The sequence below is a fragment of the Streptomyces sp. AM 2-1-1 genome (assembly GCF_029167645.1).
Lineage (GTDB): Bacteria > Actinomycetota > Actinomycetes > Streptomycetales > Streptomycetaceae > Streptomyces.
Genome location: NZ_CP119147.1, coordinates 4,694,479 through 4,720,661 on the forward strand (window position 1 = coordinate 4,694,479; position 26,183 = coordinate 4,720,661).

The following is a 26,183-nucleotide window of genomic DNA, read 5'->3' on the forward strand; positions in this document are numbered from 1 at the left end:
CGCCCTCGCCACGAGACCCGGCTGCACGTCGCAGCTGGGTCTTCGTGCGTCCCGGAGGGCGTCCCGTACGATTGGGAGCGCTCCCAAATTTGGTGCTCTTCGGCGGCCACCCGTTCCGGAAACGTGTCAAGGGAATCTTTCGACAGGGCTTTCTTCGACATATTCGACTGTGAGAAGTTGACGGCGAACGGGAGGCGGACATGGTGTCAGCACGCGTACGGGGCGGCGGGCGGCCCACGCTCGAAGAGGTCGCCGTCAGAGCGGGCGTGGGCCGCGGCACGGTCTCCCGTGTCATCAACGGCTCCCCGCGCGTCAGCGACCAGACACGGGAGACCGTCGAGGCCGCCATCGCCGAACTCGGGTACGTCCCCAACCGCGCGGCCCGCGCCCTGGCGGGCAACCGCACCGACGCCATAGCGCTGGTGGTCCCCGAACCCGAAGCCCGTTTCTTCGCCGAGCCGTACTTCTCCGACATCGTGCGCGGTGTGGGCGCCGCCCTCGCCGACACCGACATGCAGCTGCTGCTCACCCTCGCCGGCAACGACCGCGAGCGCCGCCGGCTCGCCCAGTACCTCACCGCGCACCGGGTGGACGGCGTCCTCCTCGTCTCGGTGCACGCCGACGACCCGCTGCCCGAACTGCTGGAGCAGTTGGGCATGCCCTGTGTGATCAGCGGTCAGCGCGGCGCCGACGAACCGCTCACCTCCGTGGACTCCGACAACTTCCAGGGCGGCAGGAGCGCCGTCACGCACCTCATCGCGCAGGGCCGCCGCACCATCGGCACCATCACCGGCCGACTGGAGGTCTACGGCGCCCAGCGCCGTCTGGACGGCTACCGCCAGGCCCTCGCCGAAGCGGGCCTCGCCCCCGACGAACGCCTGATCGCCCTCGCCGACTTCACCGAGGAGGGCGGAGCCCGCGCGATGCGCGAACTGCTCGCCCGCCACCCCGGCGTGGACGCCGTCTTCGCCGCCTCCGACGTGATGGCCGCCGGCGCCCGCCACGTGCTGCGCCAGGCCGGCCGGCGCATCCCGGACGACGTCGCCCTGGTCGGCTTCGACGACTCGGTGGTCGCCCGTCACATGGAGCCCGGCCTCACCAGCGTCCGCCAGCCGATCGAGGAGATGGGGCGCGCCATGACCGAAGTCCTCCTCCAGCAGATCACCGACCCCACCGACGAGCGCCGGCACCTGGTGCTGCCGACTGAGCTGGTCGTCCGCGCCTCCTCGTGAGGGGCGTGGCGGCCTCCCGGCCGGGGTCGCGGCGGGGGTCACTCTCCCGCACGAGCCTTCCGGGCCCCGGGGCCCGCTGAGGGCCGCTCCCGGACCCCGTGGGGGCCCCTTGGGGCCGTTCCCGGCCCCGGGGAGCCCGCTGAGGGACGTTCCCGGACCCGGGGAGCCCGCCGAGGACCGTTCCCGGCACTGGGGGGCCCGCCGAGGGACCTCCCCGGCACCTTCGAGCGCTACGAGCGGGTGTCCGCCGGGCCGGACGCGTTGCCCGTGCCGCGCGGCCCGGTGTCCCGCAGCCACAGCCGGGCCTGTCGGGGCGAGTCGAACCGCACCACCCGCAGGGGCACCTCGCGCGGCGCCCCGGCCCGCCTGCCGATCTCCGCGCGCCGCCCCGCGTGCCCGCTCCAGGACGACAGGACGGGATGGTCCCGCGACAGCCACTCCACGGCCCGCTCCCGGTTCCCGCCGAAGATCCGGCGGCGCGTCAGGGTCCGGGCCAGGGAGCGCCGCAGCACGCGCGGCATGACCACGCGCCGGGGATAGTCGAGCCACACCACCGTGTCGGCCCGCTCCCAGAGCAGGTCGCGGACCTCCGGATACCCGTACGAGTCGAAGATCCAGCGGTCCTCCTCGACGATGGCCGCCACCTTCCGCCCGAACTCCTCGTCCACCGCCCACCCCGGCCCGGAGAAGTGGAGGGCGTCCATCTCGTACCAGGGAACCCCCAGCCGTACCCCGAGGGCCCGCGCGAGGGTGGATTTGCCGGCACCCGTGATGCCGACGACCAGGATGCGTCGCATCGGGGCAGCGTAAGGCCACGCGGGCGTCAGGCCGGGTGCGGCCCGGACCCCGGGGCCGCCCGGGGTGCCCGATGCGGGTGGATCGGTAAGGGAAAGGGAAAATTTCACGTGGTCGTCACATCGACTTCACCGCGCGGGCTACAGTGCGCCGGGTACGGGAGTGTGTGACGCACCACACCGGGGGTCTCCCCCCGGATCATGCTGGGGTCGCGTGTCCCGGCACCGCACCCCGCGGCGTCGTCGCCGGTCGGTGACGCCCCGCGTCACCTCCCCTTCGGCCGTGCGCGGCACCACGGCGCCGGGCCCGCTTCCCGCCCCAGCGCGGTCCGGACGGAAGGCCCCGGCCACACGACGAGCCGCCGGGTGCGTTCCGGAGCGGCAGTGCATCTGGGGGGCCATATGCGCACCATGGTCAAAGGCGCGAACGTCGGACTGTCCGCGCTGAGCGAGGACGTCGGGTCGGTCGTCGTGAGTCTCGGCTGGAGCAGCGCGACGGGGGAGGGCGACGCGGACGTCTCCGTGCTGCTGCTCGACGAGAACGGCAAGGTGCGGGACGACGCCGACTTCTGCTTCTACAACACTCCGGTCGCGGGCGACGGAAGCGTGCAGCTGCTGGGCAAGACGCCCTCCACCGACGGTGACGAGGACCGCATCAGCTTCGACCTCGACGCGGTTCCGCAGGCGGTCGACCGCCTGGTGATCGCCGCCAGCCGCTACCGGGGCGCCAGGTTCGGCGAACTCGACGATCTGCGGGTCACCCTCGCGGACAGCGCGGGCGAAGCCCTGCTCTCCTTCTCCGTCGAGGAGGCGGGAGAGGTGAGCGCCCTCGTCTTCGGCGAGCTCTACCGGCGCTCCGGCGCGTGGAAGTTCCGTGCGGTCGGACAGGGGTACGCGTCCGGGCTGGCGGGCCTGGCCGGGGACTTCGGCGTCGACATCGACGACGACGCGGCAGCGGCGGAGGCGGAGGATTCCGCAGCGGGGGACAGGACCGCCGCCGTGGAGTCCAAGGAGCCCGTGGAGACGGCGGGAAGGGACACGGAGGCGGACGGGGGCGCCCGGGGCGCCGCCGGGGTCGCTCTCCCCGCACCCCGGAGCGCGACCGCCACGCCGTCGGCCGCCGGAACAGCCGCCCCCGAGGCGGGGGCGCCCGCGGTCGGTGTGGCGACGGCGGCCTCCGCGCCCCGGTCCGCCCTGCCCGACGCCGCTCCTCCGGTCGCCGCCGCGCCCGGGCCCCGGCGTCCGCGCACCGCGCGGAAGAAGGTCACGATCCAGCGGGTGGCGAAGAAGTCGCTCGCCGAGAACGACGCCTGGCAGCCGGCCCGGCTCTTCCCCGTACCGGCACTCCGGACCGACCGGGAACGCGAGACCAGGGCCACCTCCGTCGTCCTGGCGGTGATGGCCCAGGTCCCGGAGTTCGGCAGGCGGCTCACCGCCGGTTTCGGGGCACCTGCCGGACGCATGGAGACGTTCACCGAGGTCTCCCTGCCGCATGGGGACACCCCGCGACGGCCGGACGGAGTGATCCGCGTCGAACGCGCGGGCAAGCTCTGGACCGCCCTGGTGGAGACGAAGACGAACGGCAACCCGCTCAAGGACGACCAGGTCCAGGCGTACATGGACATCGCCGCCCGCCGGGGGTACGAGGCGGTCATCACGCTCTCCAACGACGTCGCGCTGGAGGGCAGCCCGCTGGTCGCCGTACGCGTGGACGGGAGGCGCAAGCACAAGGTCGCGCTGTGGCACCTCTCCTGGGCCGACGTCGCCCACCAGGCGCAGATGCTCATCCGGCACGAGGGGGTGGGCAACGCCGCGCACGCCTGGATCCTCGCGGAGCTGCTCCAGTACCTCCAGCACGAGAACTCCGGGTGCCACGGCTTCCAGAACATGGGCGCCTCCTGGGTACCGGTCCGCAAGGGGATCGACGACGAGACCCTCTGCGTGGGGGACCCCCGGGCCGTGCAGGTCATCGAGAGCTGGGAACGCCTGGTGCGCCAGGTCTGCCTGGGGCTGGGCGGCGAACTCGGGCAGAAGGTCCTTCCCCTCCAGCGCAGTCGGCGGGGCGCGGACCCCACCGTGCGGCGCACCGAGCAGGCCGACCAGCTCTGTGCGCAGGGCCGGCTGGAGGCCGGACTGCGGATCGAGGGCATGCCGGGCGCGCTGACCCTCAGCGCCGACCTGCGGACGGGAAAGCTGCGCACCTCCGTCGACGTGCCGTCGGCGGAGCAGGGTTACCCGTTGAGCCGGATCAAACGGCTGCTGCGCCAACTCGACGCCGCGCCGGCCGACTTGCACATCGAGACGCTTCTCGAAGGTGACGCGCCGGGTCCGCGTGGCACGCTGGAGCGACTGCGCCCCGAGCCCGCCGATCTGCTCCCCAGGGACGGTGCGCAGATCGCCGGGTTCCGGCTCTCGCTCCTCAAGGGCATGGGCAGCGGGCGCGGCAGCGCCGAGACCGGATTCATCCGGAGCGTCGACGGCGCGGTGCACCGGTTCCACACCACGGTCGTCGCCCACCTCGACGCCAAGGGCCCGCGCCGGGGCCGGACGGGCGATGCTCCTCCGGCGGAGTGACCGCCGTCCATGCCCTGTCGGAGAAGGTTCGTCAGGGCCGGCTGCGCAGCGGGTGGTCCGCCGGAACCTCGATCACCCCGATGTGCAGCCCGTCCGGGTCGGCGATCCACATCTCGATCAGCCCCCACGGCTCCTGGACGGGCGGCCGCAGGATCGGCACACCGCGGGCGCGGAGTTCGTCGTGGGCGGCGGCGACGTCGGCGACCTGGAGCCAGAGCCGCAGGTCACCGGAGGGCGGGGTGTCGCCCCGGCCGGAGAGTTCGAGGAACCCGCCGCCCAGGAAGTAGACCGTGCCGCGCTCCGGCCCGGTGCCGAACTCGCGGTGGACGGCGAGGCCGAGGGCCTGACCGTAGAAGGTCCGGCTGCGCTCGGGGTCGGTGGGGCGCAGCAGTGTCCTGCTGCTCAGTACGTGCACCATGCGCCCCGAGGTTACGCCGCGGGCGCAGCCGGGCCCCTGTCCCCGCGCCGGTCCGCGTGCCCGGTGCCGGTCCGCGTGCCCGGGGACGGGGACCGGCGCGGGGGCAGGGGCCCGGGGCTCAGCTCTCGGCCCGGGCCTTGAGGTTGTGCACCCAGTCGTCGAGCGAGGCGTCGAGCGCTGCCTGGAGGGCGGAGGTCGCGGCCTCGACCGGATCCCCGGACCAGGACTCCTCGGTGTGGACGTGCACCCCGTCCGCACGGGGGGTGAAGGTCCACACGTGCACCGCCGTGATGCCCTGGGCCGGCCCGCCCCAGACGATGCGGCGACCGGGCTCGACCTGCTCGACCGTGGAGGTGATGCCGCTCAGCCCCTCCACCGACCAGCGGAAGACGGAGCCGGGCCGGAGCCGGCCGGGCGTCACCCGGGTCGCCTCGCTGACGTCGGGCTGCCACAGCGGCCAGTTCTCGACATCCGTCTGGATCTTCCAGATCCGCTCCAGGGGGGCGTGGATGACGATGTCCTCGCGGGTGATGACGGGGGCGGTGGTGTCGACGCCGACCGGGTGCTGCCCGGAGCCGGTCAGACCGAACAGGAAGGTCAGGGGAAACGCGGCGGCCTTGGCGAGGAAGGGGGTGAACACGGGTGGTTCTCCTGAATGCGTGGAGGAGGTGGGCGGTGCGGTTACGGGAGGGGGCGTACACGGGGCGCAGAGGAGCGCCGGGGGAGGACGGGTCGTGCAGCGGGTGCGTGGGCCCCTGAAGGGTCGTGGCGCCGAGGGTGCGTGGGCCCCTGAAGGGTCGTGGCGCCGAGGGTGCGTGGGCCCCTGAAGGGTCGTGGCGCCGAGGGTGCGTGGGCCACCGAAGGCTCGGGGCGCCGAGGGTGCGCGTGCCTCTGAAGGTTCACGAGCCACGGTCCGACGGTCCGCGGACGACGGTTACGGGGGCACGGCCCGTGACGCCCGGCCCGCGGGCCCGGCGTCACGGGACGAGGAGGACCTTGCCGGCCACCGTGCCGGACTCGGCCAGCCGCATCGCCTCCGCGGCACGGGCGAGCGGGATCTCCGCCGCGATCCGAGCGGTGAGGTCGCCCCGCCGTAGGGCGCCGAACACCTGGGTGAGGTCGGCTCGGACACGGGCCCGGAAGCGGTTCTTGGCGTAGGCCCGGCCGGCCCAGACGTTGAAGAAGTACGCGCTGCGGCCGTTGGGCAGCCAGTTCCAGAGCCAGACCCGGCCCAGCAGCTTGACCACCGGCAGCGCACCCGAACCCTCGTCGTCGCGGGTGGCGGCGCTGCCGTACGAGACGAGGGTGCCGCCCCGGGCGAGCAGGCTCCAGGAGTCGACGACGCTCCGGCCGCCGACGTGGTCGAACACGGCGTCGACACCGCCGGGGGCCAGTTCCCGGACACGGGCCGGGACGTCGTCGTTCCGGTAGTCGACGGGGATCACCCCGAGCGCCCGCAGCCCTTCGTGGTGGCGGGCCGACGCCGTACCCACGACCGTGGCGCCGGCCGCCGTCGCCAGCTGGACCAGGACCGACCCCACACCGCCGTTGGCACCGTGGACCAGGACGGTCGCGCCGCTGCGGACCCGCGCCTTGCGGTGCAGCATCTGCCAGGCGGTGAGGCCGTTGACGACCGCGGTCTCCGCTTCGGCGGCCCCGACCCCGTCCGGGACCTCCACCACGTCGGCCGCGTCGAGCACCACGTGGCTGGCCCACCCGCCGGTCTTCGTCAGGGCGGCCACCCGCTTGCCGATCAGCCCGGCACCGGCGCCGGTGCCGCTCCCCAGCACCGTGCCGACCAGGTCGTACCCGGGAACGAAGGGGAACGCGGGCTGGTCGTAGTACCGGCCCCGGCGCATCTGCTGCTCCGCGAACGACACCCCCGTCGCCTCCATGCGGACGAGGACCTGCCCCACCCCCGGCGCCGGCACCGGACCGGAGCGCAGCTCCAGACCCTCCGGCTCGACCTTGCCCGGCAGGACCACCTCGACGTATGCGCCGTCACCCACGACGACCTCCTCTTCGCTCGTACCGCACTACCGCAATGGACCGACACGAACGTTTGAGGCGCTCGTGTTCGTTAGAAGCTATAACGAGAATGGCTGTCTCGCTCGTTCGTGTCAAGCGCTCGGCCTCACTTACGTGAGGGCCCATGCCGTGCGTGATAGCTTCTAACTGCGCGGGCGAGTGCGGTGCGGGGCCGTACGGGGACGCCCGGCGGGACTTCGGACTTCACCGAGAAGGAGGAGGTGGCGGGCATGGCCGACGGTGCATCGACCCCACGTGAGCGGTACCGGCAACAGATCCGCGCGGAGGTGAAGGAGTGCGCCCGCGAGCAGATCGCCACGGCGGGCGCCTCGGGACTCTCGCTCAACGCCATCGCCAAGCGGATGGGCATGAGCGGCCCGGCCCTCTACCGGTACTTCGCCGGCCGCGACGAACTCATCACCGAACTGGTGCGGGACGCCTACCGCTCCCTCGCCGACGCCTTCGTCGCGGCGGGCGAGGAGGCCGGTCCGGCCGGCCTCGCGGAGGTGCTGAGGCGCTGGGCCCTGGAGGACCCGCACCGTTACTTCCTGGTCTACGGCACACCCGTACCCGGGTACGAGGCGCCGGAGGACGTCACCGCGATCGCCGGCGAGATGATGACCGTCCTGCTCGGCGCGTGCGCCGCCGCCGCGGTGTCCGCCGCCGCAGGCCCGGACTTCCACGCCTTCGAGGCGGACCTGGCCGCCCACCACGCCTGGGCGGGCGCCCACCCCGACACCCCGCCGGCCGCTCTGCGCCTCGCCCTGGCCCTCTGGACCCGCCTGCACGGCGTGCTCTCCCTCGAACTCGCGGGCCACTTCACCGGCATGGGCCTGGACCCCGCCCTGATGTACGCCGCCGAGGTGGAGGCGCTGACCGCCGGAGAGTGAGGGGGCGGGGGCTCGGACGGGGGCCGGGATCCCCGTCGGACCCACGGGTGGCCTGGAAGGGCGGCTCCGTGCCCGGAGTGGCCCCTTCGGCCCGGGGAGCGGGGGAGCGGGGACGAGGGCTGCGGTGTCACCGGAATCGCGGCACGAAAAAGGCCCGGCCTGCTTCCACAGGCCGGGCCTTGATCATTTGGGGTGAGTAACGGGACTCGAACCCGCGACATCCTGGACCACAACCAGGTGCTCTACCGTCTGAGCTATACCCACCATGTCCGCCCGGGCGTTTCCGACCGGCCGAGAAAAAGTGTACAGGGTTTTCGAGGGTGCTCGCGCCACCTTTCCGCGGGCCCCACCACGGGCCCTGCCGGGCCCGTGATCAGGGGGTTCCGCCGGGGCGGGGCTACTGCTGGGCGCGCACCACGTGGCGTGCGGCGATCTCCTTGGCGTGCTCCGAGTCCGGGCCGGGCTGCGGCACGAAGACGGCCTCGCGGTAGTAACGCAACTCCGCGATGGATTCACGGATGTCGGCCAGCGCGCGGTGGTTGCCGTTCTTGTCCGGGCTGTTGTAATACGCCTTCGGGTACCAGCGCCGGGCCAGCTCCTTGACCGAGGAGACGTCGACGATGCGGTAGTGGAGGTATCCCTCCAGCGCCTGCATGTCGCGCGCCAGGAAGCCCCGGTCGGTGCCGACGGAGTTCCCGCAGAGCGGTGCCTTGCCCGGCTCCTTGACGTGCTCGCGCACGTAGGCGAGCACCTGGGCCTCGGCGTCGGCGAGGGTGGTGCCCCCGGCCAGCTCGTCGAGGAGGCCCGAGGTGGTGTGCATCCGCCGCACCACCTCGGGCATCGTCTCCAGGGCCGCGTCCGGCGGGCGGATCACGATGTCCACCCCTTCGCCGAGCACGTTCAACTCCGAGTCGGTGACCAGCGCGGCCACCTCGACGAGTGCGTCGTCCGTCAACGAGAGGCCGGTCATCTCGCAGTCGATCCATACCATGCGGTCGTTCATGGCCCCCACCCTACGGGGCGCTCCGCTGTCCGGGCAGGGCCGGGCGTCCCCCGGTGTAGCCGTCCGGCGCCCGGTCCGGCCGGTCCCCGAGGACCGCCGGCCCCGGGGAGGCGGCGAACGCGGCCAGCCCCGCGGGGCTCCCCGGACCGCCCGGCAGCCTCCGTGCCGCCGACGAGACCTGCGCGGGCACCACCGGTTCGACCGCACCGGCCTCCGGGCCCCCGCCCGGACGACGGGCCCGGTAGGCGCCCCGGTACGCGGCGGGGGAGGAGCCGAGCTGGCGGCGGAAGTGACCGCGCAGCGCGACCGGCGACCGGAAGCCGCAGCGCCCGGCGACCTCGTCGACCGAGTAGTCCGAGGTCTCCAGCAGCCGCTGCGCCTGGAGCACCCGCTGGGTGATCAGCCACTGGAGCGGCGCGCTGCCGGTGAGGGACCGGAAGCGCCGGTCGAACGTACGGCGGCTCATGTAGGCGCGGGCCGCGAGCGTCTCCACGTCGAACTGCTCGTGCAGGTGCTCCAAGGCCCAGGCCACGACCTCGGCGAGCGGGTCGGAGCCGATCTCTTCGGGTAAAGACCTGTCGAGGTAGCGCTCCTGACCGCCGCTGCGGCGCGGCGGCACCACGAGTCGGCGGGCCAGTGCGCCGGCCGCCTCCGTGCCGTGGTCGGTACGCACGATGTGCAGGCAGAGGTCGATCCCGGCGGCCGTGCCCGCCGAGGTGAGGACGTCGCCGTCGTCGACGAAGAGCTCGCGCGGATCGACGTGCACCGACGGATAGCGCTTGGCGAGCGTCGGCGCGTACATCCAGTGCGTGGTCGCCGGGCGGCCGTCCAGCAGCCCGGCGGCGGCGAGCACGAAGGCTCCGGTGCAGAGACCGACGATGCGGGCGCCCTCCTCGTGGGCGCGGCGCAGCGCGTCGAGCGCCTCGACCGGTGGCGGAGAGGTGATCGAACGCCAGGCGGGCACCACCACGGTGCCTGCCCTGCTGATCGCCTCCAGGCCGTACGGCGCGGTGAGTTCGAGCCCGCCGGTGGTGCGCAGCGGCCCCTCCTCCCCGCCGCAGACCAGCAGGCGGTAGCGCGGAACGCCCGCGTCCTGCCGGTCGATGCCGAAGACGGAGAGTGGGATGGAACTCTCGAAGATCGGGCCACCGCTGAACAGCAGTACGGCTACGACCTCCCGGCGTCGCCGCCCGGTCAGCTTCCGTGCGGCCTCCGTTGCGGATGCGGAGTCCTGGCTCATGACGCTAAGCCCCCCTCGGTGTTCGCGTCTCCCTGGTCCTTACGGGCCTGTCGCTCCTGCACGTGTCCCCCCGGTGCCGCACGTGTCCCAGTGCTCGGTTCCAAGATCGAAACCTACTGCGTCCCGCGGCGCCGAAACGACGCGTTCCCTCACCGGCTCAATGTCGACAAGGCAACGTGGCGTGAAGCGTTCGATCACGAAGCGTTCCACTCCCGGGCGGCACTGTGAAGTGCGCGTCGCGATCATGGCCCGTCCGCGTCGGGTGAAAGCGTACCGCGCGGTCCGTTCCTGCCAGGTGACAAGTGCGAATGAGGGCCGCATCGCCAAGGTTTCGGCGCAGATGTGAAGTTGGCTGGAATTCGACGGTCGCGCGTGCCGGATTCAGTCATGCTCCGGCGCGCTCCCCGCGCGCACGGAGCTCTCGACCCGCGCTCCTTCGTACGGGCGCGGCCAGGTCGGCCGGGCCGCCTCCTCCTCCTCCGCCGTTCCCCTGCCGGGCGTCGGCACGGGCGCACCGAAGGCGGCGGCGAGCCCCGGCGGAACCACGGATCCACCGGCGCACGCAAGGAACCGGCGCGCGCCCGATGCGCCTGCCCGTGCGCCTCCCCGCGCTCGCCACCCGGCGGCTGCCCCGAGCCGGAGCCGGCGCGGCGACGGGTGGCGGTGGGGCGCGCGCTCCGGGCGCGCACCCCGGCACGGCGGTTCCGTCGCCGGCGGCGGCCCGATGGCCAACAGGGGCCGGTGCAGGGACCGCTACGCGCCATGCGCGGTGTGGAGGGGGCTGTGCGCGGTGCACACCGGCTCGCCCGAAAACGGGGCGAGGGCCCTTCTGTCACCCGCGCGCGCTCGGTGTAGAGGCCAACCGGCATTGCCAACCGCTCCGGCCTCGTGCATGCTCCCCCACAGCGTGTCACGCGCTTTGCGGCGGTCTGGGCAGTGGAGGAGTGGCGCCGTACCCTTGGGGGTAAAGGCTTGGAAAGATGATTCCCGGACAAGAGCCCTGGACGCGAGCCGGACCGAGGTCCCGGACGACCGTCTTGGTTCGGACCGTTCCTGGTCTACAGTCCGCACAGCAGCCGCGCCCGGCTGAGCACGTTCCCCTAGCCGTTTCCTCTCACGAGGACTCTCTTCGCCGAGACACCGATGGCCGGTCACGAATCCCCTGAACCCGCAGACCGCAAGCAGGTAGCCGACCCCGGGTCGGACCCTCTGACGGTCGAAGAAACGCGTCATTCCTGCGACCCGGCCTTCCGGCACGGTGTCGTGGTCGGTTTCGACGGCTCCACGTCCAGTGAGCGCGCCCTCGCCTACGCGATCGGCATGGCCTGCAGATCCGGCTCCGGACTGATCATCGTGCACGTCGCCAACCGGCTCCCGACGACCGTCTGGGCAGGCTGCGAACCGCCCGTCTTCGTCGACGTGCCCGATCACCGCACCGAGGTGCTCGGTCTCGAACTGGCCTGCGCGGAGTACCTCTCCGAGGTGCCCTGGGTGCTGGTCGAGCGCGGCGGCGACATCTGTCACGAACTGGAAGAGGTCGGCCGCGAGTACGCCGCCGACGCCATCGTCGTCGGATCGACGCACGGTCTGGTGGGCCGGATCTTCGGCTCCGTGGCCGGCCGTCTCGCCCGCCGCGCGCAGCGCCCCGTCATCGTCATCCCCTGACCCCCGCCGACGCGAGCCTCCGCCGACGCGAGCTTCTGCCGATGTGAGTTCCTGTCGACACGAGCCTCCGCCGACGCGAGCCTCCGCCCACCCGGGCCCCGGCCTCCGAGCGCGCCTCGCCCTCTCCCGCTTCCACGCCCGGCGCGTCCGGGGGCGGCCCGGTGACGAGCCGTCAACTCCGCGCACGCGCAGCGGTACTCCGTACGCGGGTCGTTCGGTGCGCGGGACGGACCCGGTCACGGAAGGCGGAAGCGGCCGCAGGCCACCGAGGGTGGTGTGCGGCCGCTTCCCGTTACCCCGTCCCCCGTCCGGCCGGGGCGGTGGTCACTCGACGGTGACGGACTTCGCCAGGTTGCGCGGCTTGTCGATGTCCCGGCCCATGGCCAGGGCCGTGTGGTACGCGAAGAGCTGGAGCGGGATGCCCAGGAGGATCGGGTCCAGCTCGTTCTCGTTCTTCGGGACGACGATGGTGTGGTCGGCCTTCTCCTGCACCTGGTGCGCGACGGCGAGGATCCGGCCGCTGCGCGCCTTGATCTCCTCCATCGCGGCCCGGTTCTTCTCCAGCAGCTCGTCGTCGGGCACGATCGCCACGGTCGGCATCGCGGGCTCGATCAGGGCCAGCGGGCCGTGCTTCAACTCGGAGGCCGGGTAGGCCTCGGCGTGGATGTACGAGACCTCCTTGAGCTTCAGCGAGGCCTCGCGGGCCACCGGGTAGCCGCGCACCCGCCCGATGAACATCATCGACTTGGCGTCCGCGTACTCGGCGGCCAGCCGCTTGATCTCGTCCTCGCCGGCGAGGATCTCGCTGATCTGCTCCGGCAGCCGGCGCAGACCCGCGATGATCCGCTTGCCGTCGGCGACCGAGAGGTCGCGGATGCGCCCCAGGTGCAGGGCGAGCAGCGCGAAGGAGACCACGGTGTTGGTGAAGCACTTGGTGGAGACGACGCAGACCTCGGGGCCCGCGTGGACGTACGTACCGCCGTCGGCCTCCCGGGCGATGGCGGAGCCCACGACGTTGACGATGCCCAGCACCCGGGCGCCCTTGCGCTTCAGCTCCTGCACGGCGGCCAGCACGTCGTAGGTCTCGCCGGACTGGGAGACGGCGACGTAGAGGGTGTCGGGGTCGACGACCGGGTTGCGGTAGCGGAACTCGGAGGCGGGCTCGGCGTCCGCGGGGATGCGGGCCAGCTCCTCGATGAGCTGGGCGCCGATCTGACCGGCGTGGTACGAGGTGCCGCAGCCGAGGATCTTGATCCGGCGCACCCCGCGCGCCTCCCGGGCGTCCAGGTTGAGGCCGCCCAGGTGCACGGTGGAGAACCGGTCGTCGATCCGGCCGCGCAGCACGCGGTCCACCGCCTCGGCCTGCTCCGAGATCTCCTTGTGCATGTACGTGTCGTGGCCGCCCATGTCGTACGACTCGGCCTCCCACTCCACGGTGGTGGGCGTGGCCGTCGTGGTCGAGCCCTCCGTGGTGTACGTCCGGAAGTCGTCGGCCTTGAGGGTGGCCATCTCGCCGTCGTCGAGGGTCACGACCTGGCGGGTGTGGGCGACGAGCGCGGCGACGTCCGAGGCGACGAACATCTCCTTCTCGCCGATACCGAGGACGACCGGGGAGCCGTTGCGGGCGACCACGATGCGGTCGTTGAAGTCCGCGTGCATCACCGCGATGCCGTAGGTGCCCTCGACCGAGCGCAGTGCCTCGCGGACCTTCTCCTCCAGGGTCTCGGCCTGGGCGCGGGCGACCAGGTGGACCAGCACCTCGGTGTCGGTCTCGGAGAGGAAGACGACGCCGTCGGCGACGAGCTTCGCGCGGAGTTCGGAGGCGTTGTCGATGATCCCGTTGTGGACGACGGCGACCTTGTTCTCCGCGTCCATGTGCGGGTGGGCGTTCTCGTCGCTCGGGGCGCCGTGGGTGGCCCAGCGGGTGTGCGCGATGCCGGTCGTGCCGGCGAAGCGCTTGGGGATGCGGGCCTCCAGCTCGCGGACCCGGCCCTTCGCCTTGACCATCTTCAGCGTGCCCGGCTTGCCCGCCGCGGCCTTGCCCGTCACGACGATGCCCGCCGAGTCGTACCCCCGGTACTCCAGCCGCTGCAGGCCTTCCAGCAGCAGTGGAGCGACGTCACGCCTGCCGATGTATCCGACGATCCCGCACATGTCTTCTACCCCTCCTACGACGTACAGATGTCCTGCGGTGCCCGGCTCCGGGCGTCCTTCGACGCCGCTCGACACCCCGCGGTGCGGCCTCAGCCGTAGACGATGCGGCGCAGCTGGCGGAGCGACAGCTCCGGCGGCGCCACCGCGCGGTGCGGCAGCTCGGCCGCGATCCGCTCGAAGATCTCCGCGTTGACCAGGCCGCCGGACTGCAGTTCGCGGTGGCGGCGCCGGACGAAGTCCTCGGTCGTCTCGTCGAAGAACGCCAGCACGTCGAGAACCACCCGGGCAGCTTCGCCGCGCTGGAGCGAGGTGGAGCGTACGAGGTGGTCGATCAGGTCGTCATGGGACGCGCGGCGTTCGAGCACCCGTTGATACTGCGTGGGCGACCGCTCTTATGCAAGAAATCTGCCCGATATCGGGCAGTGCCTCCGCGAAACATATGTCGCGGAGCGGGAAGAGCCCTCGGCGCGCCGCCTTCTCGCGGCCGGGCGGACCGTGGCCGGAAGCGACCCCGCTCAACGGAGCATTACGCGCGGTAACCCCTCAAGGGTCCCGCCGGACCGGCGGTTGTGGGCCAACGGCGCCGGCCGTGATCCGCCACCGGGATCCGCGCCGGCGGCATCCCCGCCCCGTCCGTCCGGTCGGTTCCGGGGCCGGTGTCTGCGGTGTTCCGGCCACCGTGGCCGAAGTCCAGGGGGTGGAGACGGTGCCGGGCGGGGTCGCGGTGGGCGGGTACCGAGGCCGCGCCTTCGCCGCCGGGCGCCCCGCACGGGTGCCGGTCCGTGCCCCGCCTACGGGCGGCGCCCTCACGCCCCGAACTGGCCCCGGCAGGCGTCGAGTCCCTCGACCGTCACCTCCACCCTGCGGTGCTCCTCCCACCGCGCCTGGTCGAGCCGGAGCCGCTGGACGGTCGCGGGGGCCCCACGCACGGGGGCGACCACCAGTCCGTCCGGAAGGTAGCCGAGACGGCGGGAGACTCCGAGGGAGGCGGGGTTGTCGGTCAGGGCGGCGGACACGGCGTAGGCGGCGCCCAACCCCGCGAAGGCCAGGTGCAGCACGGCGGCCCGCATCTCCGTGCCGAAGCCCTGTCCGTGGTGGGCGAGGCCGAGCCACGAGCCGGTTCCGGCCTCACGGGTCACCGCGAAGCCCTTGGCCATCAGGTCCTGCCGCCCGATCACCTCGCCGTCGTGCAGGACGGCGAGGCTCAGGCACCAGTCGTCCGTGGACCAGTGGGCGATCGTGGACAGCACGTGCTGGAACGTCGCCCGCGCCACCGCCTCCGGCTCGCCGTCGGTCCACGGCACGGTGAACGGCATCCGGTCCGGTGCGTGCACGCCGGCACCGGCCACGGACGCGAGCCGGTCCGTGAGCGCGGTGTCCGGGAGCCTGAGTTCCAGCCGGGGCGTGCGGAGACGGAGCCCGTAGAGGGGCCAGGGATGCGGTGCCACCGGTGCTGTCATGGAGAAACTGTGCCGCAGCGGCCGAAACCGTGTCGACCGGATAAGCGCGCCGGGCGGAGGCTCCGGGGGTGCGGATCCCGGGGCGGAACCGGCGGGACCCGGCAGGAGCCGGCCCGGAGCCGGCCCTCCCCGGCACGTGTCCGATCAGGCCGCCGGAAGCCCCAGCTCCCGGGCGATCAGCATCCGCTGCACCTCGCTGGTGCCCTCGCCGATCTCCAGGATCTTGGAGTCCCGCCACATGCGGGCGACCGGGTACTCGTTCATGAAGCCGTAGCCGCCGTGGATCTGGGTGGCGTCGCGGGCGTTGTCGACGGCGACCGTCGAGGAGTACAGCTTCGCGATGGCCGCCTCCTTCTTGAACGGCTCTCCGGCCACCAGCCGGGAGGCCGCGTCGCGCCAGCCGACGCGGGCCATGTGGGCGCGGGTCTCCATGTCCGCGATCTTGAACTGGATGGCCTGGTTGGCGCCGATCGGGCGGCCGAACGCGTGCCGCTCGGCGGCGTACTTCACCGACTCGTCCACACAGCCCTGGGCCAGCCCGGTCGCCAGCGCGGAGATCGCGATCCGGCCCTCGTCGAGGATGCGGAGGAACTGGGCGTACCCCCGGCCCTCCTCGCCCAGCAGGTTCCCCGCCGGGACCCGGACGTCGGCGAAGGAGAGCTCCCGGGTGTCGGAGGCGTTCCAGCCGACCTTGGAGTACGGGGCGGCGACCGTGAAACCGGGGGTACCGGACGGGACGACGATCGCGGAGATCAGCGGGGCTCCGTTCTCCTTGCGGCCGGTGACGGCGGTCACGGTCACCCACTCGGTGATGTCCGTACCGGAGTTGGTGATGAAACACTTGGAGCCGTTGATCACCCACTCGCCGGCCGCCTCGTCCAGCACCGCCGTGGTGCGCGTCCCGCCCGCGTCCGAGCCGCCGTCCGGCTCGGTCAGCCCGAACGCGCCCAGTGCCTCACCCGAACAGAGCCTCGGCAGCCACTGCCGCTTCTGCTCCTCGGTCCCGAAGCGGTACACCGGCATGGCGCCCAGCGAGACGCCCGCCTCCAGGGTGATCGCCACCGAGGAGTCGACCCGGGCCAGCTCCTCCAGGGCGATGCCGAGGGCGAGGTAGTCGCCGCCCATCCCGCCGTACTCCTCCGGGAACGGCAGCCCGAACAGGCCCATCCGCCCCATCTCCCGCACGATCTCGTACGGGAACTCATGGCGTTCGTAGTGGTCGCCGATCTTCGGGGCGACCACCTCGTGGGCGAACTCCTCGACGGTGCGGCGCAGTTCCTCGTGTTCGGCGGTGAGCCGGTGGTCCAGGGACATGGTGGGGGTCACTCCTCGGGGGACGGTGCCGGACTCGGCGAGAGCGCGCGGACGGTACGGGACGGGCTCGGGCGGCCCAGCTTCCCCGCCAGCCAGACACTGGTGGCGGTGAGGGCGTCGAGGTCGACGCCGGTGTCGATGCCGAGGCCCTGGAGCATCCACACCAGGTCCTCGGTGGCGAGGTTGCCGGTGGCGCTCTTCGCGTACGGGCAGCCGCCGAGGCCTCCCGCCGACGCGTCGACGGTGCTCACCCCGTGCTGGAGTGCGGCGAGGGTGTTGGAGAGCGCCTGGCCGTAGGTGTCGTGGAAGTGCACGCCGATGGAGCCGGTGGGCACCCTCTCGTCGTTCAGCGCGGTCAGCAGCGACCGGACGTGGCCGGGGGTGGCGACGCCGATCGTGTCGCCGAGGGAGAGCTCGTCGCAGCCGAGGTCCATCAGCGCCTTCGCCACCCGGACCACCTGGCGCACCGGGACCGGACCCTCCCACGGGTCGCCGAAGCACATCGAGAGGTAGCCGCGCACGTGTGCGCCGTCGGCCTTCGCCCGGGCCACCACCGGCTCGAACATCGCCAGCGACCCGGCGACGGTCCGGTTGAGGTTGCGGGCGGCGAAGGTCTCCGTCGCGGAGCCGAACACCGCGATCCGCCGCGCCCCGAGCGCCAGCGCCCGTTCCAGCCCGCGTTCGTTCGGCACGAGCACCGGCAGCGCGATCCCGCCCGCCCCGGAGAGGTCCCCGAGGAGCGGGAAGAGGGCTTCGGCGTCGGCCAGTTGGGGAACCCACTTCGGGTGGACGAAGCTCGTCGCCTCGACGGTGGTGAGCCCCGCGGCGGCGAGCCGGTGGATGAACTCGGCCTTCACGGCGGTCGGTACGACCGCCTTCTCGTTCTGCAGCCCGTCCCGCGCGCCCACTTCGTGGATGCGGATCCGGGCGGGCAGCCCCGGCGCGGGCACCGTCATCGGCAGGGCGACGCGTTCGGGCGTGGTCATGACCGCTCTCCCTCCGGCGCCGCCGCGGACCCGGCAACCGGCGCGACCACCGCCAGCACCTGGTCCATGGCGACGGTGGTGCCGGGCGAGACGTCCAGCTCGGTGACGGTCCCGGCGTGCGGGGCGGCGATGACGTGCTCCATCTTCATCGCCTCGACGACCAGCAGCGCCTGCCCGGCCGCCACCGTGTCCCCGGCCGCCACCTTGACCACGGTGACCGTGCCGGGCATGGGCGCGGCCAGGGTGTCCGCCCCCGAGCGGGCGGCCCCGCCGAGGGACGCCTCCACCGGGTCGTGGTCCCGTACGTGCCAGGTGTCGCCGTCGCGGCCGAGCCACTGCCCGGCCCGGCGGAAGTGGTGGACCACCCCGTCGAGTTCGACGGTGACCCGGTCCGGTCCCACCACCGCGCCCTCGGGCGCGGGCCGCACCACCGGTTCCTCGCCGGCGACCCGCAGCGGGAAGGCGAGCGGGGCGGGGGAGCCGCCGGTGCGCCAGCCGTTCGGTACGGAGAACGGGTCGGTCCAGCCGCTCGCGTCCGGTACCGGGGCGAGCGCGTCGCGCCGTACGGCCGCCGCCGCCGCGTAGACCTCGTCCGGCACCCCGTCCGGGAGCAGCCCGGCCGCCTCGCGCTCCACCAGACCCGTGTCGAGCTCGCCCGCCACCACCGACGGATGGGCCAGCAGCCGCCGCAGGAACCCCGCGTTGGTCGGTACGCCCAGGATCACCGTGTCCGCGAGGGCCGCCCGCAGCCGGCGCAGCGCCGTCGCCCGGTCGGGGCCGTACGCGATGACCTTCGACAGCATCGGGTCGTACAGCGAACCGACCTCCGTGCCCTCGCTCAGCCCCGAGTCCGTCCGGACCCCGCCGCCCTGCGGTTCGTCCAGGGAGAGCACGGTGCCGCCGGAGGGCAGGAAGCCCCGCGCCGGGTCCTCGGCGCAGACCCGGGCCTCCACGGCGTGACCGGTGAGAGTGATGTCGTCCTGGGAGTGGGGGAGTCGCTCGCCGGAGGCGACGCGCAACTGCCACTCCACCAGGTCGAGCCCGGTGATCAGCTCGGTGACCGGGTGCTCGACCTGGAGCCGGGTGTTCATCTCCATGAAGCAGTACGCGGACGGGTCGCCGCCCGGCACGATGAACTCCACCGTCCCCGCACCGACGTAGCCGCAGGAGCGGGCGGCCCGCACGGCCGCCTCGCCCATCGCCGCCCGGGTCCGCGCGTCGAGGAGGACGGACGGCGCCTCCTCGACGACCTTCTGATGGCGGCGCTGGAGCGAGCACTCGCGTTCGCCGAGGTGGACGACGTTGCCGTGGGTGTCGGCGAGCACCTGGATCTCGATGTGCCGGGGGCGCTCGATCCACCGCTCGACCAGCAGGGTGTCGTCGCCGAAGGAGGCCGTCGCCTCGCGGCGGGCGCCCGCGATCTCCTCGGCCAGCAGGGCCTCGTCGTGCACCAGCCGCATCCCCTTGCCACCGCCGCCCGCCGAGGGCTTCAGCAGCACCGGCATGCCGATCCGGCGTGCGGCGTCGGCGAGTTGTCCGTCGGTGAGGCCACTGCCGAAGGAGCCAGGGACCACCGGCACCCCGGCCGCCGCGACCGTCTCCTTGGCGCGGATCTTGTCGCCCATCAGGGCGATCGCCTCGGCGCCCGGTCCGACGAAGACGAGCCCCGCCTCGGCGCAGGCACGGGCGAAGGCGGCGTTCTCCGCCAGGAAGCCGTAACCCGGGTGGACCGCCTCGGCCCCCGTGCGGCGGGCCGCCTCCAGCAGCGCGGGCACGCTGAGGTAGCTCTGCGCGGCGGGCGCCGGGCCGATCCGTACCGCCGTGTCCGCCTCCCGGACGTGCCGCGCGTCCGCGTCCGCGTCGCTGAAGACGGCGACCGACCGGACACCGAGCGCGCGCAGCGTCCGGATGACCCGGACCGCGATCTCGCCCCTGTTGGCGACCAATACCGTGCTGAACATGGACGTCCTCACCTCACTCCTCACCGCATGACGCATTCGCCCGCTCACATCCGGAAGACGCCGAAGCCGGGGTCCGCCGGATCGCGCCGCGGCAGCGGGGCGTTGGCGCACGCGGTCAGGGCCAGGCCGAGGACCTGCCGCGTGTCCACCGGGTCGATCACCCCGTCGTCCCAGAGCCGGGCCGTCGCGTAGTAGGCGTTTCCCTGCTCTTCGTACTGCGCCCGGACCGGCGCCTTGAACGCCTCCTCGTCCTCGGCGCTCCACGCGTCCCCGAGCTGGTCCCGCTTGACCGTGGCCAGGACGGAGGCGGCCTGTTCACCGCCCATCACCGAGATCTTGGCGTTGGGCCACATCCACAGGAAGCGGGGGGAGTAGGCCCGGCCGCACATGGAGTAGTTGCCCGCCCCGTACGAACCACCGACGACGACGGTCAGCTTCGGCACCCGGGTGGTGGCGACGGCGGTGACCATCTTCGCGCCGTGCTTGGCGATGCCTCCGGCCTCGTACGCCTTGCCCACCATGAAGCCGGAGATGTTCTGGAGGAAGACCAACGGGATGCCGCGCTGGTCGCACACCTCGATGAAGTGCGCGCCCTTCTGGGCCGACTCGGAGAAGAGGATGCCGTTGTTGGCGACGATCCCCACCGGATGCCCGTGGACGCGCGCGAAGCCGGTGACCAGCGTCTGGCCGTACTCCGCCTTGAACTCCGCGAACCGCGACCCGTCCACCACCCGGGCGATCACCTCGCGCACGTCGTACGGGGTGCGCGGGTCGACCGGCACCGCGCCGTACAGCCCTCCCGGGTCCACCGCCGGCTCCTCGGCCGGCCGCACCGTCCAGGGCAGCTCCGCGCGCGCCGGGAGCGTCGCCACGATGTTCCGGACGATCCGCAGCGCGTGCGCGTCGTCCTCGGCGAGGTGGTCGGTGACCCCGGAGGTACGGGAGTGGACCTCGCCGCCGCCCAGCTCCTCCGCCGTGACGACCTCGCCGGTCGCCGCCTTCACCAGCGGCGGCCCACCGAGGAAGATCGTGCCCTGGTTCCGCACGATGACGGCCTCGTCGCTCATCGCGGGGACGTACGCGCCGCCCGCCGTGCAGGAACCCATCACCGCGGCGATCTGCGGGATGCCGGCGGCCGACATCCGCGCCTGGTTGAAGAAGATCCGGCCGAAGTGGTCGCGGTCCGGGAAGACCTCGTCCTGCATCGGCAGGAAGGCCCCGCCGGAGTCCACGAGGTACAGGCAGGGGAGACGGTTCTCCAGCGCCACCTCCTGGGCCCGCAGATGCTTCTTCACGGTCATCGGGTAGTAGGTGCCGCCCTTGACGGTCGCGTCGTTGGCGACGATCACGCACTCCCGGCCGCTCACCCGCCCGATCCCCGCCACCACCCCGGCGGCCGGCGCGGCGCCGCCGTAGAGCCCTTCGGCGGCCAGCGGTGCCAGCTCCAGGAAGGGCGAACCGGGGTCGAGCAGCGTGTCCACCCGGTCCCGGGGCAGCAGCTTGCCGCGCGCCACATGGCGGGCGCGCGCCTTCTCGCCCCCGCCGAGCCGGGCCGAGGCGAGCCGCGTGCGCAGCTCCCCGACGAGCGCGCGGTGCGCCGCGTCGTTGGCCCGCCGGCCCTCGGAGGCCGGATCGGCCGTGGTGAGAAGGACCGGAGCCTGGGGTGCCAGGGCCTGTGGTGCCGGTGCCGGCTGCATCGAGTCGAGCCTCCATCCCCGTGACCGGTGGGGCTCGTGACCCCCGCCGAGCGGTTAATGAGCGTTAACGCGAACGGCCTCAGGTTAACGAGCGCTAACGGCTCTGTCTAGAATCGGTCCCCATGAGCACCCATGCCACCGCCCGCGTCGCGGGAGCCACCCGCCGGGAGCAGATCCTCCGGGAAGCCGCGCTCCTCTTCGCCGAGCGCGGCTTCCACGGAGTCGGTGTCGACGAGATAGGCGCCGCCGTGGGCATCAGCGGCCCCGGCCTCTACCGCCACTTCCCCGGCAAGGACGCGATGCTCTCCGAACTGCTGGTCGGCATCAGCGAGCGTCTGCTGACCGGGGGCCGGCTGCGGGTCCAGGAGGACGCCGCCGCCCCCGAACCCTCGCCGGACGCCCTGCTGGACGCGCTCATCGAGGGCCACATCGACTTCGCCCTCGACGACCGCCCCCTGATCACCCTGCACGACCGCGAACTCGACCGCCTGCGCGACGCCGACCGCAAGCGGGTCCGCCGCCTCCAGCGCGAGTACGTCGAGATCTGGGTCTCCGTCGCCCGCACCCGCTACCCGGCCCTCACCGAGGCCGAGGCCCGCGTCACCGTGCACGCCGTCTTCGGCCTGCTGAACTCCACCCCGCGCCTCGCCCGCCCCGAGGCCCTGCCCGACCGCACGGCGACAGCGAAGCTGCTGCACCGCCTCGCCCGGGGCGCCTTCGCCGCCGCGGCCGACGGGCACTGAGCACCGGGCCGCGCCCCCGGTCCGCCCCCCACCGGGGCCCGGAAGAGGTCCCACAGAGGTCCCGCAAGGGGTCCGCAGAGGTCCCGCCGGGCCGGACACGCCGGTTCAGGCGTGCGCTATGCCGGGCGCGGCGCGCACCTGTGGCGGCAGAATGGGCGCCATGCCGATACCCAGCCGCGCCGAACTCATCGACCAACTCGTCCGTACGCGCATCGCGGGCAACGTGGCCACGCCCCGGGACAACAACCTCGCGCACTACCGGGCGCTCGCCAACGGCGACCGGCACTACTGGCTCGGGCTGGAACTCGGCGACCGCTGGACCGACGAACAGGACGTGCTCGCCGTCATGGCGGAACGCTGCGGGGTGATCGACGACCCGGCCCACCGCTTCGGCCAGGACACCATCGACCCCGAGCTGACCGTCGACGCGCTCGACCGGATGGCGGAACGGCTGCGCAAGGCCGTGGCGGACACCGAGAGCGTCCTCGTCGCGACCGGCCACCCCGGCGGCCTCCTCGACGTGCACCGCAGGACGGCGGACGCGCTGCGCCTGGCGGGGTGCGAGATCGTGACCATCCCGGCAGGGCTGCGGGCCGACGAGGGGAACGTCGTCCAGTTCGCCGGCGTCGCGGTGCTGGAACACGGCGCCTCCCTCTGGCACACCCACTCCCCGGCCCCGATGGCCGCCATCCTGGACGCTCTGGAACGCGACGGCCGCCCGCAGCCGGACCTCGTCGTCGCCGACCACGGCTGGGCCGGCTGCGCGGGCGGGCGCGGACTCGACTCCCTCGGCTACGCCGACTGCAACGACCCCGCCCTCTTCCTCGGCGAGGCGGAAGGCGCCCTCCGGGTCACGGTCCCGCTGGACGACAACGTCCCGGACCCGCGCTTCTACGACCCGATGACGGCGTACCTGCTGGACGCTGCGGGGGTGGGCTGAGTCGTGGCCCACTCGTGGAAGTGCGTGCGGGGCGCAGTGGGCGGGTGGAGGAGGTCCCGCGAGGAGGACGGCGGGAGTGCGCGGGGCGCGGCGCGCGAGCGGCCCGTGGCGGGAACACCCGAAGCTCTCCTGTACGACACCGCCCGGGACATCGGCCGGCGTCGGGCCGAGGAGGGGGGACCCGTCGGATCGATGGCGTCGGTTCTGCGCTCCCTCGAGAACGATGAGGCGGAGCTGGCTCTCGACGACCTGGCGCACATGATCGAGTACTTCCGCATCCCGGTCCACCCGGCGGAGTACGACCGCCTCGTCGCGGTCGCGACCGCCCTGGACTCCTTGGACGTGCTGCTGGAAATCGGCGTCGACCGGTTCGTCGACCACCGTCGGCCCGCGAGCGGCCCCGCCGCCACGCTTGACCCTGACGCGCGGGTCAAGGACTAGCGTCTGCGCACCCGCGGGGCGGTGGACATCCCGCCGCCCACGCCCCCGCGCACCCAGGAGCCGGCCATGCCCGCAGAACTGCCCCTGCCCCGCACCTCCCGCGAGATCCGCCTCGCCGTGACGCCCGACGGGCTGCCCGAGGCCACGCACTTCGCTCTCGTGGAGACCCCGCTCCCGCAGCCCGGACCCGGCGAGGTGCTCGTCCGCAACCACCACTTCGTCCTCTTCGCCGGGCTGCGCACCCTGATGGGCACCGAGAACGACGGTGTCCCGCTGCCCCCGCTGCGCGGCGGTGACACGGTCATCGGGCCCGCCGTGGGCGAGGTCGTCTCCGCGCCGGACAGCAGCCCGCTGCGCCCGGGTGACGCCGTGACGCACCTGCTCGGCTGGCGGGAGTACGCCGTGCTCCCTGCCGATCAGGTGCTGCCGCTCGGTGACGAGCTGCCCGACCCGGTCGCGTACCTCGCGCAGGGCTCGGCCGCGTACGGGGCGCTGACCCGGCTCACCGGCGTACGCCCCGGCGACACCGTCCTGGTCACGGGGGCGGCCGGGGCGGTCGGCACGCTCGCGGGCCAGATCGCCCGGCTACTGGGCGCGGGGCGGGTCGTGGGCACCACCGGATCGCCGGCCAAGGCCGAGCGGCTGGTGGCCGAACTCGGGTACGACGCGGTCGTGGTGCGCGGCGCCGGCGAGTTCGCCCCGCAGCTCGCCGAGGCGGCGCCCGGGGGCATCGACGTCCTGCTGGACCTCGTCGGCGGCGAACAGCTCACCGCGGCGGTGGAGGCGGCCCGGCCGGGCGCCCGGTTCGCCCTCGTCGGTGCGCTCTCCGGGCAGTTGGACGGGGGGCGCGGCGGAGGCAGCGCACCCGCCGGGATCGACACGTACCGACTGATCGTGAAGGGCGTCTCGGTACGCGGCTACACCGGCGCCGACCACCCGGACGTCGAGGCGGAGTGGACCCGGCGCTTCGGCGCCTGGCTGCGCTCCGGCGAGATCCGTTTCCCGTACACCGCCGTCGCCGGACTGGAGAACGCCCCGCGCGCCTTCCAGGAACTCGTCGAAGGCGTGCATTTCGGCGGGGTCGTGGTGGAAGTGTTCTCCTGACGGCGGCGTACGGGGCCAAGTCCCCCGGAGAGCGGATACGAGGGCGGTGCGGGATGCGGATCGGCGACGCGGCTGCGGCGGCGGGGACGACTCCCCGGGCCCTGCGCTTCTACGAACAGCGCGGACTGCTCGCCCCGCCCGACCGCACCCCCTCCGGTCAACGGGAGTACGACGCCGAGGACATCGCCCGGGTCCGCGTCGTCCGGGAGCTCCTCGCCGCCGGCTTCACCGTGGCGGACGTCCACGCCTGCGCCGACCGCCTCCATCTGCTGACCGCCGGCCGGCCGGTGCGCTGCACCTCGACCGAGCCCGGTTCGCCCGGAGTCGTGGGACAACGGCTCGCCGCCCTGGACGCGGAGATCGCCCGCCTCACCCACGTGCGCGAGGCGCTGGCGCGGAAGGTGTCGGGGGAGGCCGGACCCTGAGCAGGGCTCCGGTCGGCAGCAGGGGTGCGGCGAGCCCCGGTCACCCCGCCGACGCGCCCCGCTCACGCTCCCGGCGCTGCGCCGCCCCCGGTGTCGGGTCCAGGTAGACCCGCTTCACGGACGGGAAGCGCTCCCGCAGCTGGCGTTCCGCCCGCTCGCAGGCCCACTCGACGTCGGCCGCGCTCGCCAGGTCCCGGAAGTCGATCTTCGCGGCGATCAGGAGCTCGGTCGGCCCCTGGATCAGCGTGGTCAGCTCCAGCACCTCGACGATGTTCGGCACGGTGAGCAGTTCGGCCCGCACCCCGGCCCGCATCGCCTCCGGCAGCGGACGGCCGATGAGCAGCTGCGCGTTGGACCGGCCGAGCACCCAGGCCACGTACACCAGCAGGACGCCGATCAGGACGGAGGCGACGCCGTCCCACACACCGGACCCGGTCAGCTGTCCGCCGAGCAGGCCGCCCGCCGCCAGGACCAGACCGACGAGTGCCGCCGAGTCCTCCATGACGACCGCCTTCACCGCGGTGTCCGGGGTGTGGCGCAGGTAGTGCGTGGCGGGGGAGTGCAGCCGCGCCGCCTCGCGCCGCACCTGCTTGACGCCCGTCCGCAGCGAGTACCCCTCCAGCAGGAAGGCGACGGCCAGCACGATGTACGAGACCAGGGGATCGCCCAGCTCCTCGCCCCGCACGAGGGTGTGCACCCCGTCGTAGACGGAGAACACCGCACCGCCGACGAAGGTGGCGATGGAGGCGAGCATCGCCCAGATGTAGCGCTCGGGGCCGTACCCCAGCGGATGCTCCTCGTCGGCCGGCTTCTCGCTGCGCTTGAGGGCGGTGAGGAGCATGACCTCGGTGACGGTGTCGGCGACGCTGTGCGCGGCCTCCGAGAGCATGGCGCTCGATCCGCTGATCAGCCCAGCGACCTCCTTCGCCACGGCGATGCCGAGGTTGGCGGCGGCGGCGACGACGACGGTGACGGTGGACTCGCCGCCGCCCGTGCCACCGTCCTCGCCGGGCTCATCCGTACGGGCGGGGTCCTCGGGGTTCTTCGTGGGGTCGGCGCTCATGGTGGCGAGTATGTCCGGGATGCGGCGGGACACTCCGTACCGGCGTGCGAG

At 73.2% G+C, this 26,183-nt stretch carries 23 protein-coding genes and 1 tRNA gene; 9 read left to right on the plus strand and 15 right to left on the minus strand.

Features of this window, described 5'->3' with window-relative positions; translation table 11 throughout:
- Nucleotides 1–200 precede the first annotated feature (200 nt).
- Complete coding sequence (locus tag PZB77_RS20555) at nucleotides 201–1,232, plus strand: LacI family DNA-binding transcriptional regulator (protein WP_275494078.1); 1,032 nt, start codon at nucleotides 201–203, stop codon at nucleotides 1,230–1,232.
- A gap of 230 nt (nucleotides 1,233–1,462) precedes the next feature.
- Here the strand turns inward: PZB77_RS20555 and PZB77_RS20560 are convergent, their stop codons facing one another.
- Nucleotides 1,463–2,029, minus strand: coding sequence for an adenylate kinase (locus tag PZB77_RS20560; protein WP_275494079.1), 567 nt, complete (start codon nucleotides 2,027–2,029; stop codon nucleotides 1,463–1,465).
- A 399-nt stretch (nucleotides 2,030–2,428) separates the two neighbouring features.
- Between PZB77_RS20560 and PZB77_RS20565 the strand changes: the two genes are divergently transcribed.
- On the plus strand, nucleotides 2,429–4,600 hold the full coding sequence (locus tag PZB77_RS20565) for a TerD family protein (protein ID WP_275494080.1): 2,172 nt from the start codon (nucleotides 2,429–2,431) through the stop codon (nucleotides 4,598–4,600).
- Nucleotides 4,601–4,631: 31 nt separating this feature from the next.
- On the opposite strand, the gene PZB77_RS20570 is transcribed toward PZB77_RS20565, so the two are convergent.
- From PZB77_RS20570 to PZB77_RS20580, 3 genes are all read right to left on the minus strand, one after another.
- Nucleotides 4,632–5,018 (minus strand): VOC family protein, encoded by a 387-nt coding sequence (locus PZB77_RS20570; protein ID WP_275494081.1) that lies wholly within the window; start codon nucleotides 5,016–5,018, stop codon nucleotides 4,632–4,634.
- Between the two features lie 118 nt (nucleotides 5,019–5,136).
- Nucleotides 5,137–5,658, minus strand: a complete 522-nt coding sequence (locus PZB77_RS20575; protein WP_275494082.1) for an SRPBCC family protein — start codon at nucleotides 5,656–5,658, stop codon at nucleotides 5,137–5,139.
- Nucleotides 5,659–5,995: 337 nt separating this feature from the next.
- Nucleotides 5,996–7,027 carry a medium chain dehydrogenase/reductase family protein gene (locus tag PZB77_RS20580; RefSeq protein WP_275494083.1) on the minus strand — a complete coding sequence of 344 codons (1,032 nt, stop codon included), beginning with the start codon at nucleotides 7,025–7,027 and terminating at the stop codon, nucleotides 5,996–5,998.
- Between the two features lie 249 nt (nucleotides 7,028–7,276).
- On the opposite strand from PZB77_RS20580, the gene PZB77_RS20585 reads away from it, so the two are divergent.
- On the plus strand, nucleotides 7,277–7,936 hold the full coding sequence (locus tag PZB77_RS20585) for a TetR/AcrR family transcriptional regulator (RefSeq protein WP_275494084.1): 660 nt from the start codon (nucleotides 7,277–7,279) through the stop codon (nucleotides 7,934–7,936).
- A gap of 188 nt (nucleotides 7,937–8,124) precedes the next feature.
- Here the strand turns inward: PZB77_RS20585 and PZB77_RS20590 are convergent.
- The 3 genes from PZB77_RS20590 to PZB77_RS20600 form a co-directional block, all read right to left on the minus strand.
- Nucleotides 8,125–8,200: transfer RNA gene (locus tag PZB77_RS20590), tRNA-His, on the minus strand.
- A gap of 133 nt (nucleotides 8,201–8,333) precedes the next feature.
- The gene (gene orn, locus PZB77_RS20595) at nucleotides 8,334–8,939 is read right to left on the minus strand and encodes an oligoribonuclease (protein WP_275494085.1); all 606 of its coding nucleotides are present in this window, start codon (nucleotides 8,937–8,939) and stop codon (nucleotides 8,334–8,336) included.
- 10 nt (nucleotides 8,940–8,949) lie between these two features.
- The gene (locus PZB77_RS20600) at nucleotides 8,950–10,179 is read right to left on the minus strand and encodes a helix-turn-helix domain-containing protein (RefSeq protein WP_275494086.1); all 1,230 of its coding nucleotides are present in this window, start codon (nucleotides 10,177–10,179) and stop codon (nucleotides 8,950–8,952) included.
- Between the two features lie 1,143 nt (nucleotides 10,180–11,322).
- Here PZB77_RS20600 and PZB77_RS20605 point away from each other — a divergent pair.
- Nucleotides 11,323–11,844, plus strand: a complete 522-nt coding sequence (locus tag PZB77_RS20605; RefSeq protein WP_275494087.1) for a universal stress protein — start codon at nucleotides 11,323–11,325, stop codon at nucleotides 11,842–11,844.
- Nucleotides 11,845–12,168: 324 nt separating this feature from the next.
- Here the strand turns inward: PZB77_RS20605 and glmS are convergent, their stop codons facing one another.
- The 7 genes from glmS to PZB77_RS20640 form a co-directional block, all read right to left on the minus strand.
- A complete protein-coding gene (gene glmS, locus PZB77_RS20610) occupies nucleotides 12,169–13,998 on the minus strand; it encodes a glutamine--fructose-6-phosphate transaminase (isomerizing) (protein WP_275494088.1) in 1,830 nt (609 codons plus the stop codon).
- A gap of 89 nt (nucleotides 13,999–14,087) precedes the next feature.
- Nucleotides 14,088–14,363 (minus strand): hypothetical protein, encoded by a 276-nt coding sequence (locus tag PZB77_RS20615; protein WP_275494089.1) that lies wholly within the window; start codon nucleotides 14,361–14,363, stop codon nucleotides 14,088–14,090.
- A gap of 441 nt (nucleotides 14,364–14,804) precedes the next feature.
- A complete protein-coding gene (locus tag PZB77_RS20620) occupies nucleotides 14,805–15,458 on the minus strand; it encodes a GNAT family protein (RefSeq protein WP_275494090.1) in 654 nt (217 codons plus the stop codon).
- A gap of 144 nt (nucleotides 15,459–15,602) precedes the next feature.
- Nucleotides 15,603–16,772, minus strand: coding sequence for an acyl-CoA dehydrogenase family protein (locus PZB77_RS20625; protein ID WP_275494091.1), 1,170 nt, complete (start codon nucleotides 16,770–16,772; stop codon nucleotides 15,603–15,605).
- 8 nt (nucleotides 16,773–16,780) lie between these two features.
- Nucleotides 16,781–17,758 carry a hydroxymethylglutaryl-CoA lyase gene (locus PZB77_RS20630; RefSeq protein WP_275494092.1) on the minus strand — a complete coding sequence of 326 codons (978 nt, stop codon included), beginning with the start codon at nucleotides 17,756–17,758 and terminating at the stop codon, nucleotides 16,781–16,783.
- Complete coding sequence (locus tag PZB77_RS20635; RefSeq protein ID WP_275494093.1) at nucleotides 17,755–19,719, minus strand: biotin carboxylase N-terminal domain-containing protein; 1,965 nt, start codon at nucleotides 19,717–19,719, stop codon at nucleotides 17,755–17,757. Before PZB77_RS20635 ends, PZB77_RS20630 begins: the two co-directional genes overlap by 4 nt.
- Nucleotides 19,720–19,763: 44 nt before the next feature.
- Nucleotides 19,764–21,416, minus strand: a complete 1,653-nt coding sequence (locus PZB77_RS20640) for a carboxyl transferase domain-containing protein (RefSeq protein ID WP_275494094.1) — start codon at nucleotides 21,414–21,416, stop codon at nucleotides 19,764–19,766.
- A gap of 122 nt (nucleotides 21,417–21,538) precedes the next feature.
- Here PZB77_RS20640 and PZB77_RS20645 point away from each other — a divergent pair, with 122 nt between their 5' ends.
- The 5 genes from PZB77_RS20645 (at nucleotide 21,539) to PZB77_RS20665 (ending at nucleotide 25,069) form a co-directional block, all read left to right on the plus strand.
- On the plus strand, nucleotides 21,539–22,159 hold the full coding sequence (locus tag PZB77_RS20645) for a TetR/AcrR family transcriptional regulator (RefSeq protein WP_275494095.1): 621 nt from the start codon (nucleotides 21,539–21,541) through the stop codon (nucleotides 22,157–22,159).
- A 160-nt stretch (nucleotides 22,160–22,319) separates the two neighbouring features.
- Entirely contained in the window at nucleotides 22,320–23,099 is a 780-nt protein-coding gene (locus PZB77_RS20650) for a phosphatase (RefSeq protein ID WP_275494096.1), read from the plus strand.
- A gap of 105 nt (nucleotides 23,100–23,204) precedes the next feature.
- A complete protein-coding gene (locus PZB77_RS20655) occupies nucleotides 23,205–23,540 on the plus strand; it encodes a hypothetical protein (RefSeq protein WP_275494097.1) in 336 nt (111 codons plus the stop codon).
- A 66-nt stretch (nucleotides 23,541–23,606) separates the two neighbouring features.
- Nucleotides 23,607–24,644, plus strand: coding sequence for an NADP-dependent oxidoreductase (locus tag PZB77_RS20660; RefSeq protein ID WP_275494098.1), 1,038 nt, complete (start codon nucleotides 23,607–23,609; stop codon nucleotides 24,642–24,644).
- A gap of 53 nt (nucleotides 24,645–24,697) precedes the next feature.
- Nucleotides 24,698–25,069, plus strand: a complete 372-nt coding sequence (locus PZB77_RS20665; RefSeq protein ID WP_275494099.1) for a MerR family transcriptional regulator — start codon at nucleotides 24,698–24,700, stop codon at nucleotides 25,067–25,069.
- 40 nt (nucleotides 25,070–25,109) lie between these two features.
- On the opposite strand, the gene PZB77_RS20670 is transcribed toward PZB77_RS20665, so the two are convergent.
- Nucleotides 25,110–26,132 carry a cation diffusion facilitator family transporter gene (locus tag PZB77_RS20670; RefSeq protein ID WP_275494100.1) on the minus strand — a complete coding sequence of 341 codons (1,023 nt, stop codon included), beginning with the start codon at nucleotides 26,130–26,132 and terminating at the stop codon, nucleotides 25,110–25,112.
- Nucleotides 26,133–26,183: the final 51 nt, after the last annotated feature.

Coding starts and splice junctions, on each gene's coding strand:
- PZB77_RS20555 (WP_275494078.1), top strand. CDS start 201: ATGGTGTCAGCACGCGTACGGGGCGGCGGGCGGCCCACGCTCGAAGAG.
- PZB77_RS20560 (WP_275494079.1), bottom strand. CDS start 2,029: ATGCGACGCATCCTGGTCGTCGGCATCACGGGTGCCGGCAAATCCACC.
- PZB77_RS20565 (WP_275494080.1), top strand. CDS start 2,429: ATGCGCACCATGGTCAAAGGCGCGAACGTCGGACTGTCCGCGCTGAGC.
- PZB77_RS20570 (WP_275494081.1), bottom strand. CDS start 5,018: ATGGTGCACGTACTGAGCAGCAGGACACTGCTGCGCCCCACCGACCCC.
- PZB77_RS20585 (WP_275494084.1), top strand. CDS start 7,277: ATGGCCGACGGTGCATCGACCCCACGTGAGCGGTACCGGCAACAGATC.
- orn (WP_275494085.1), bottom strand. CDS start 8,939: ATGAACGACCGCATGGTATGGATCGACTGCGAGATGACCGGCCTCTCG.
- PZB77_RS20600 (WP_275494086.1), bottom strand. CDS start 10,179: ATGAGCCAGGACTCCGCATCCGCAACGGAGGCCGCACGGAAGCTGACC.
- PZB77_RS20605 (WP_275494087.1), top strand. CDS start 11,323: ATGGCCGGTCACGAATCCCCTGAACCCGCAGACCGCAAGCAGGTAGCC.
- glmS (WP_275494088.1), bottom strand. CDS start 13,998: ATGTGCGGGATCGTCGGATACATCGGCAGGCGTGACGTCGCTCCACTG.
- PZB77_RS20620 (WP_275494090.1), bottom strand. CDS start 15,458: ATGACAGCACCGGTGGCACCGCATCCCTGGCCCCTCTACGGGCTCCGT.
- PZB77_RS20625 (WP_275494091.1), bottom strand. CDS start 16,772: ATGTCCCTGGACCACCGGCTCACCGCCGAACACGAGGAACTGCGCCGC.
- PZB77_RS20630 (WP_275494092.1), bottom strand. CDS start 17,758: ATGACCACGCCCGAACGCGTCGCCCTGCCGATGACGGTGCCCGCGCCG.
- PZB77_RS20635 (WP_275494093.1), bottom strand. CDS start 19,719: ATGTTCAGCACGGTATTGGTCGCCAACAGGGGCGAGATCGCGGTCCGG.
- PZB77_RS20640 (WP_275494094.1), bottom strand. CDS start 21,416: ATGCAGCCGGCACCGGCACCACAGGCCCTGGCACCCCAGGCTCCGGTC.
- PZB77_RS20645 (WP_275494095.1), top strand. CDS start 21,539: ATGAGCACCCATGCCACCGCCCGCGTCGCGGGAGCCACCCGCCGGGAG.
- PZB77_RS20650 (WP_275494096.1), top strand. CDS start 22,320: ATGCCGATACCCAGCCGCGCCGAACTCATCGACCAACTCGTCCGTACG.
- PZB77_RS20660 (WP_275494098.1), top strand. CDS start 23,607: ATGCCCGCAGAACTGCCCCTGCCCCGCACCTCCCGCGAGATCCGCCTC.
- PZB77_RS20665 (WP_275494099.1), top strand. CDS start 24,698: ATGCGGATCGGCGACGCGGCTGCGGCGGCGGGGACGACTCCCCGGGCC.
- PZB77_RS20670 (WP_275494100.1), bottom strand. CDS start 26,132: ATGAGCGCCGACCCCACGAAGAACCCCGAGGACCCCGCCCGTACGGAT.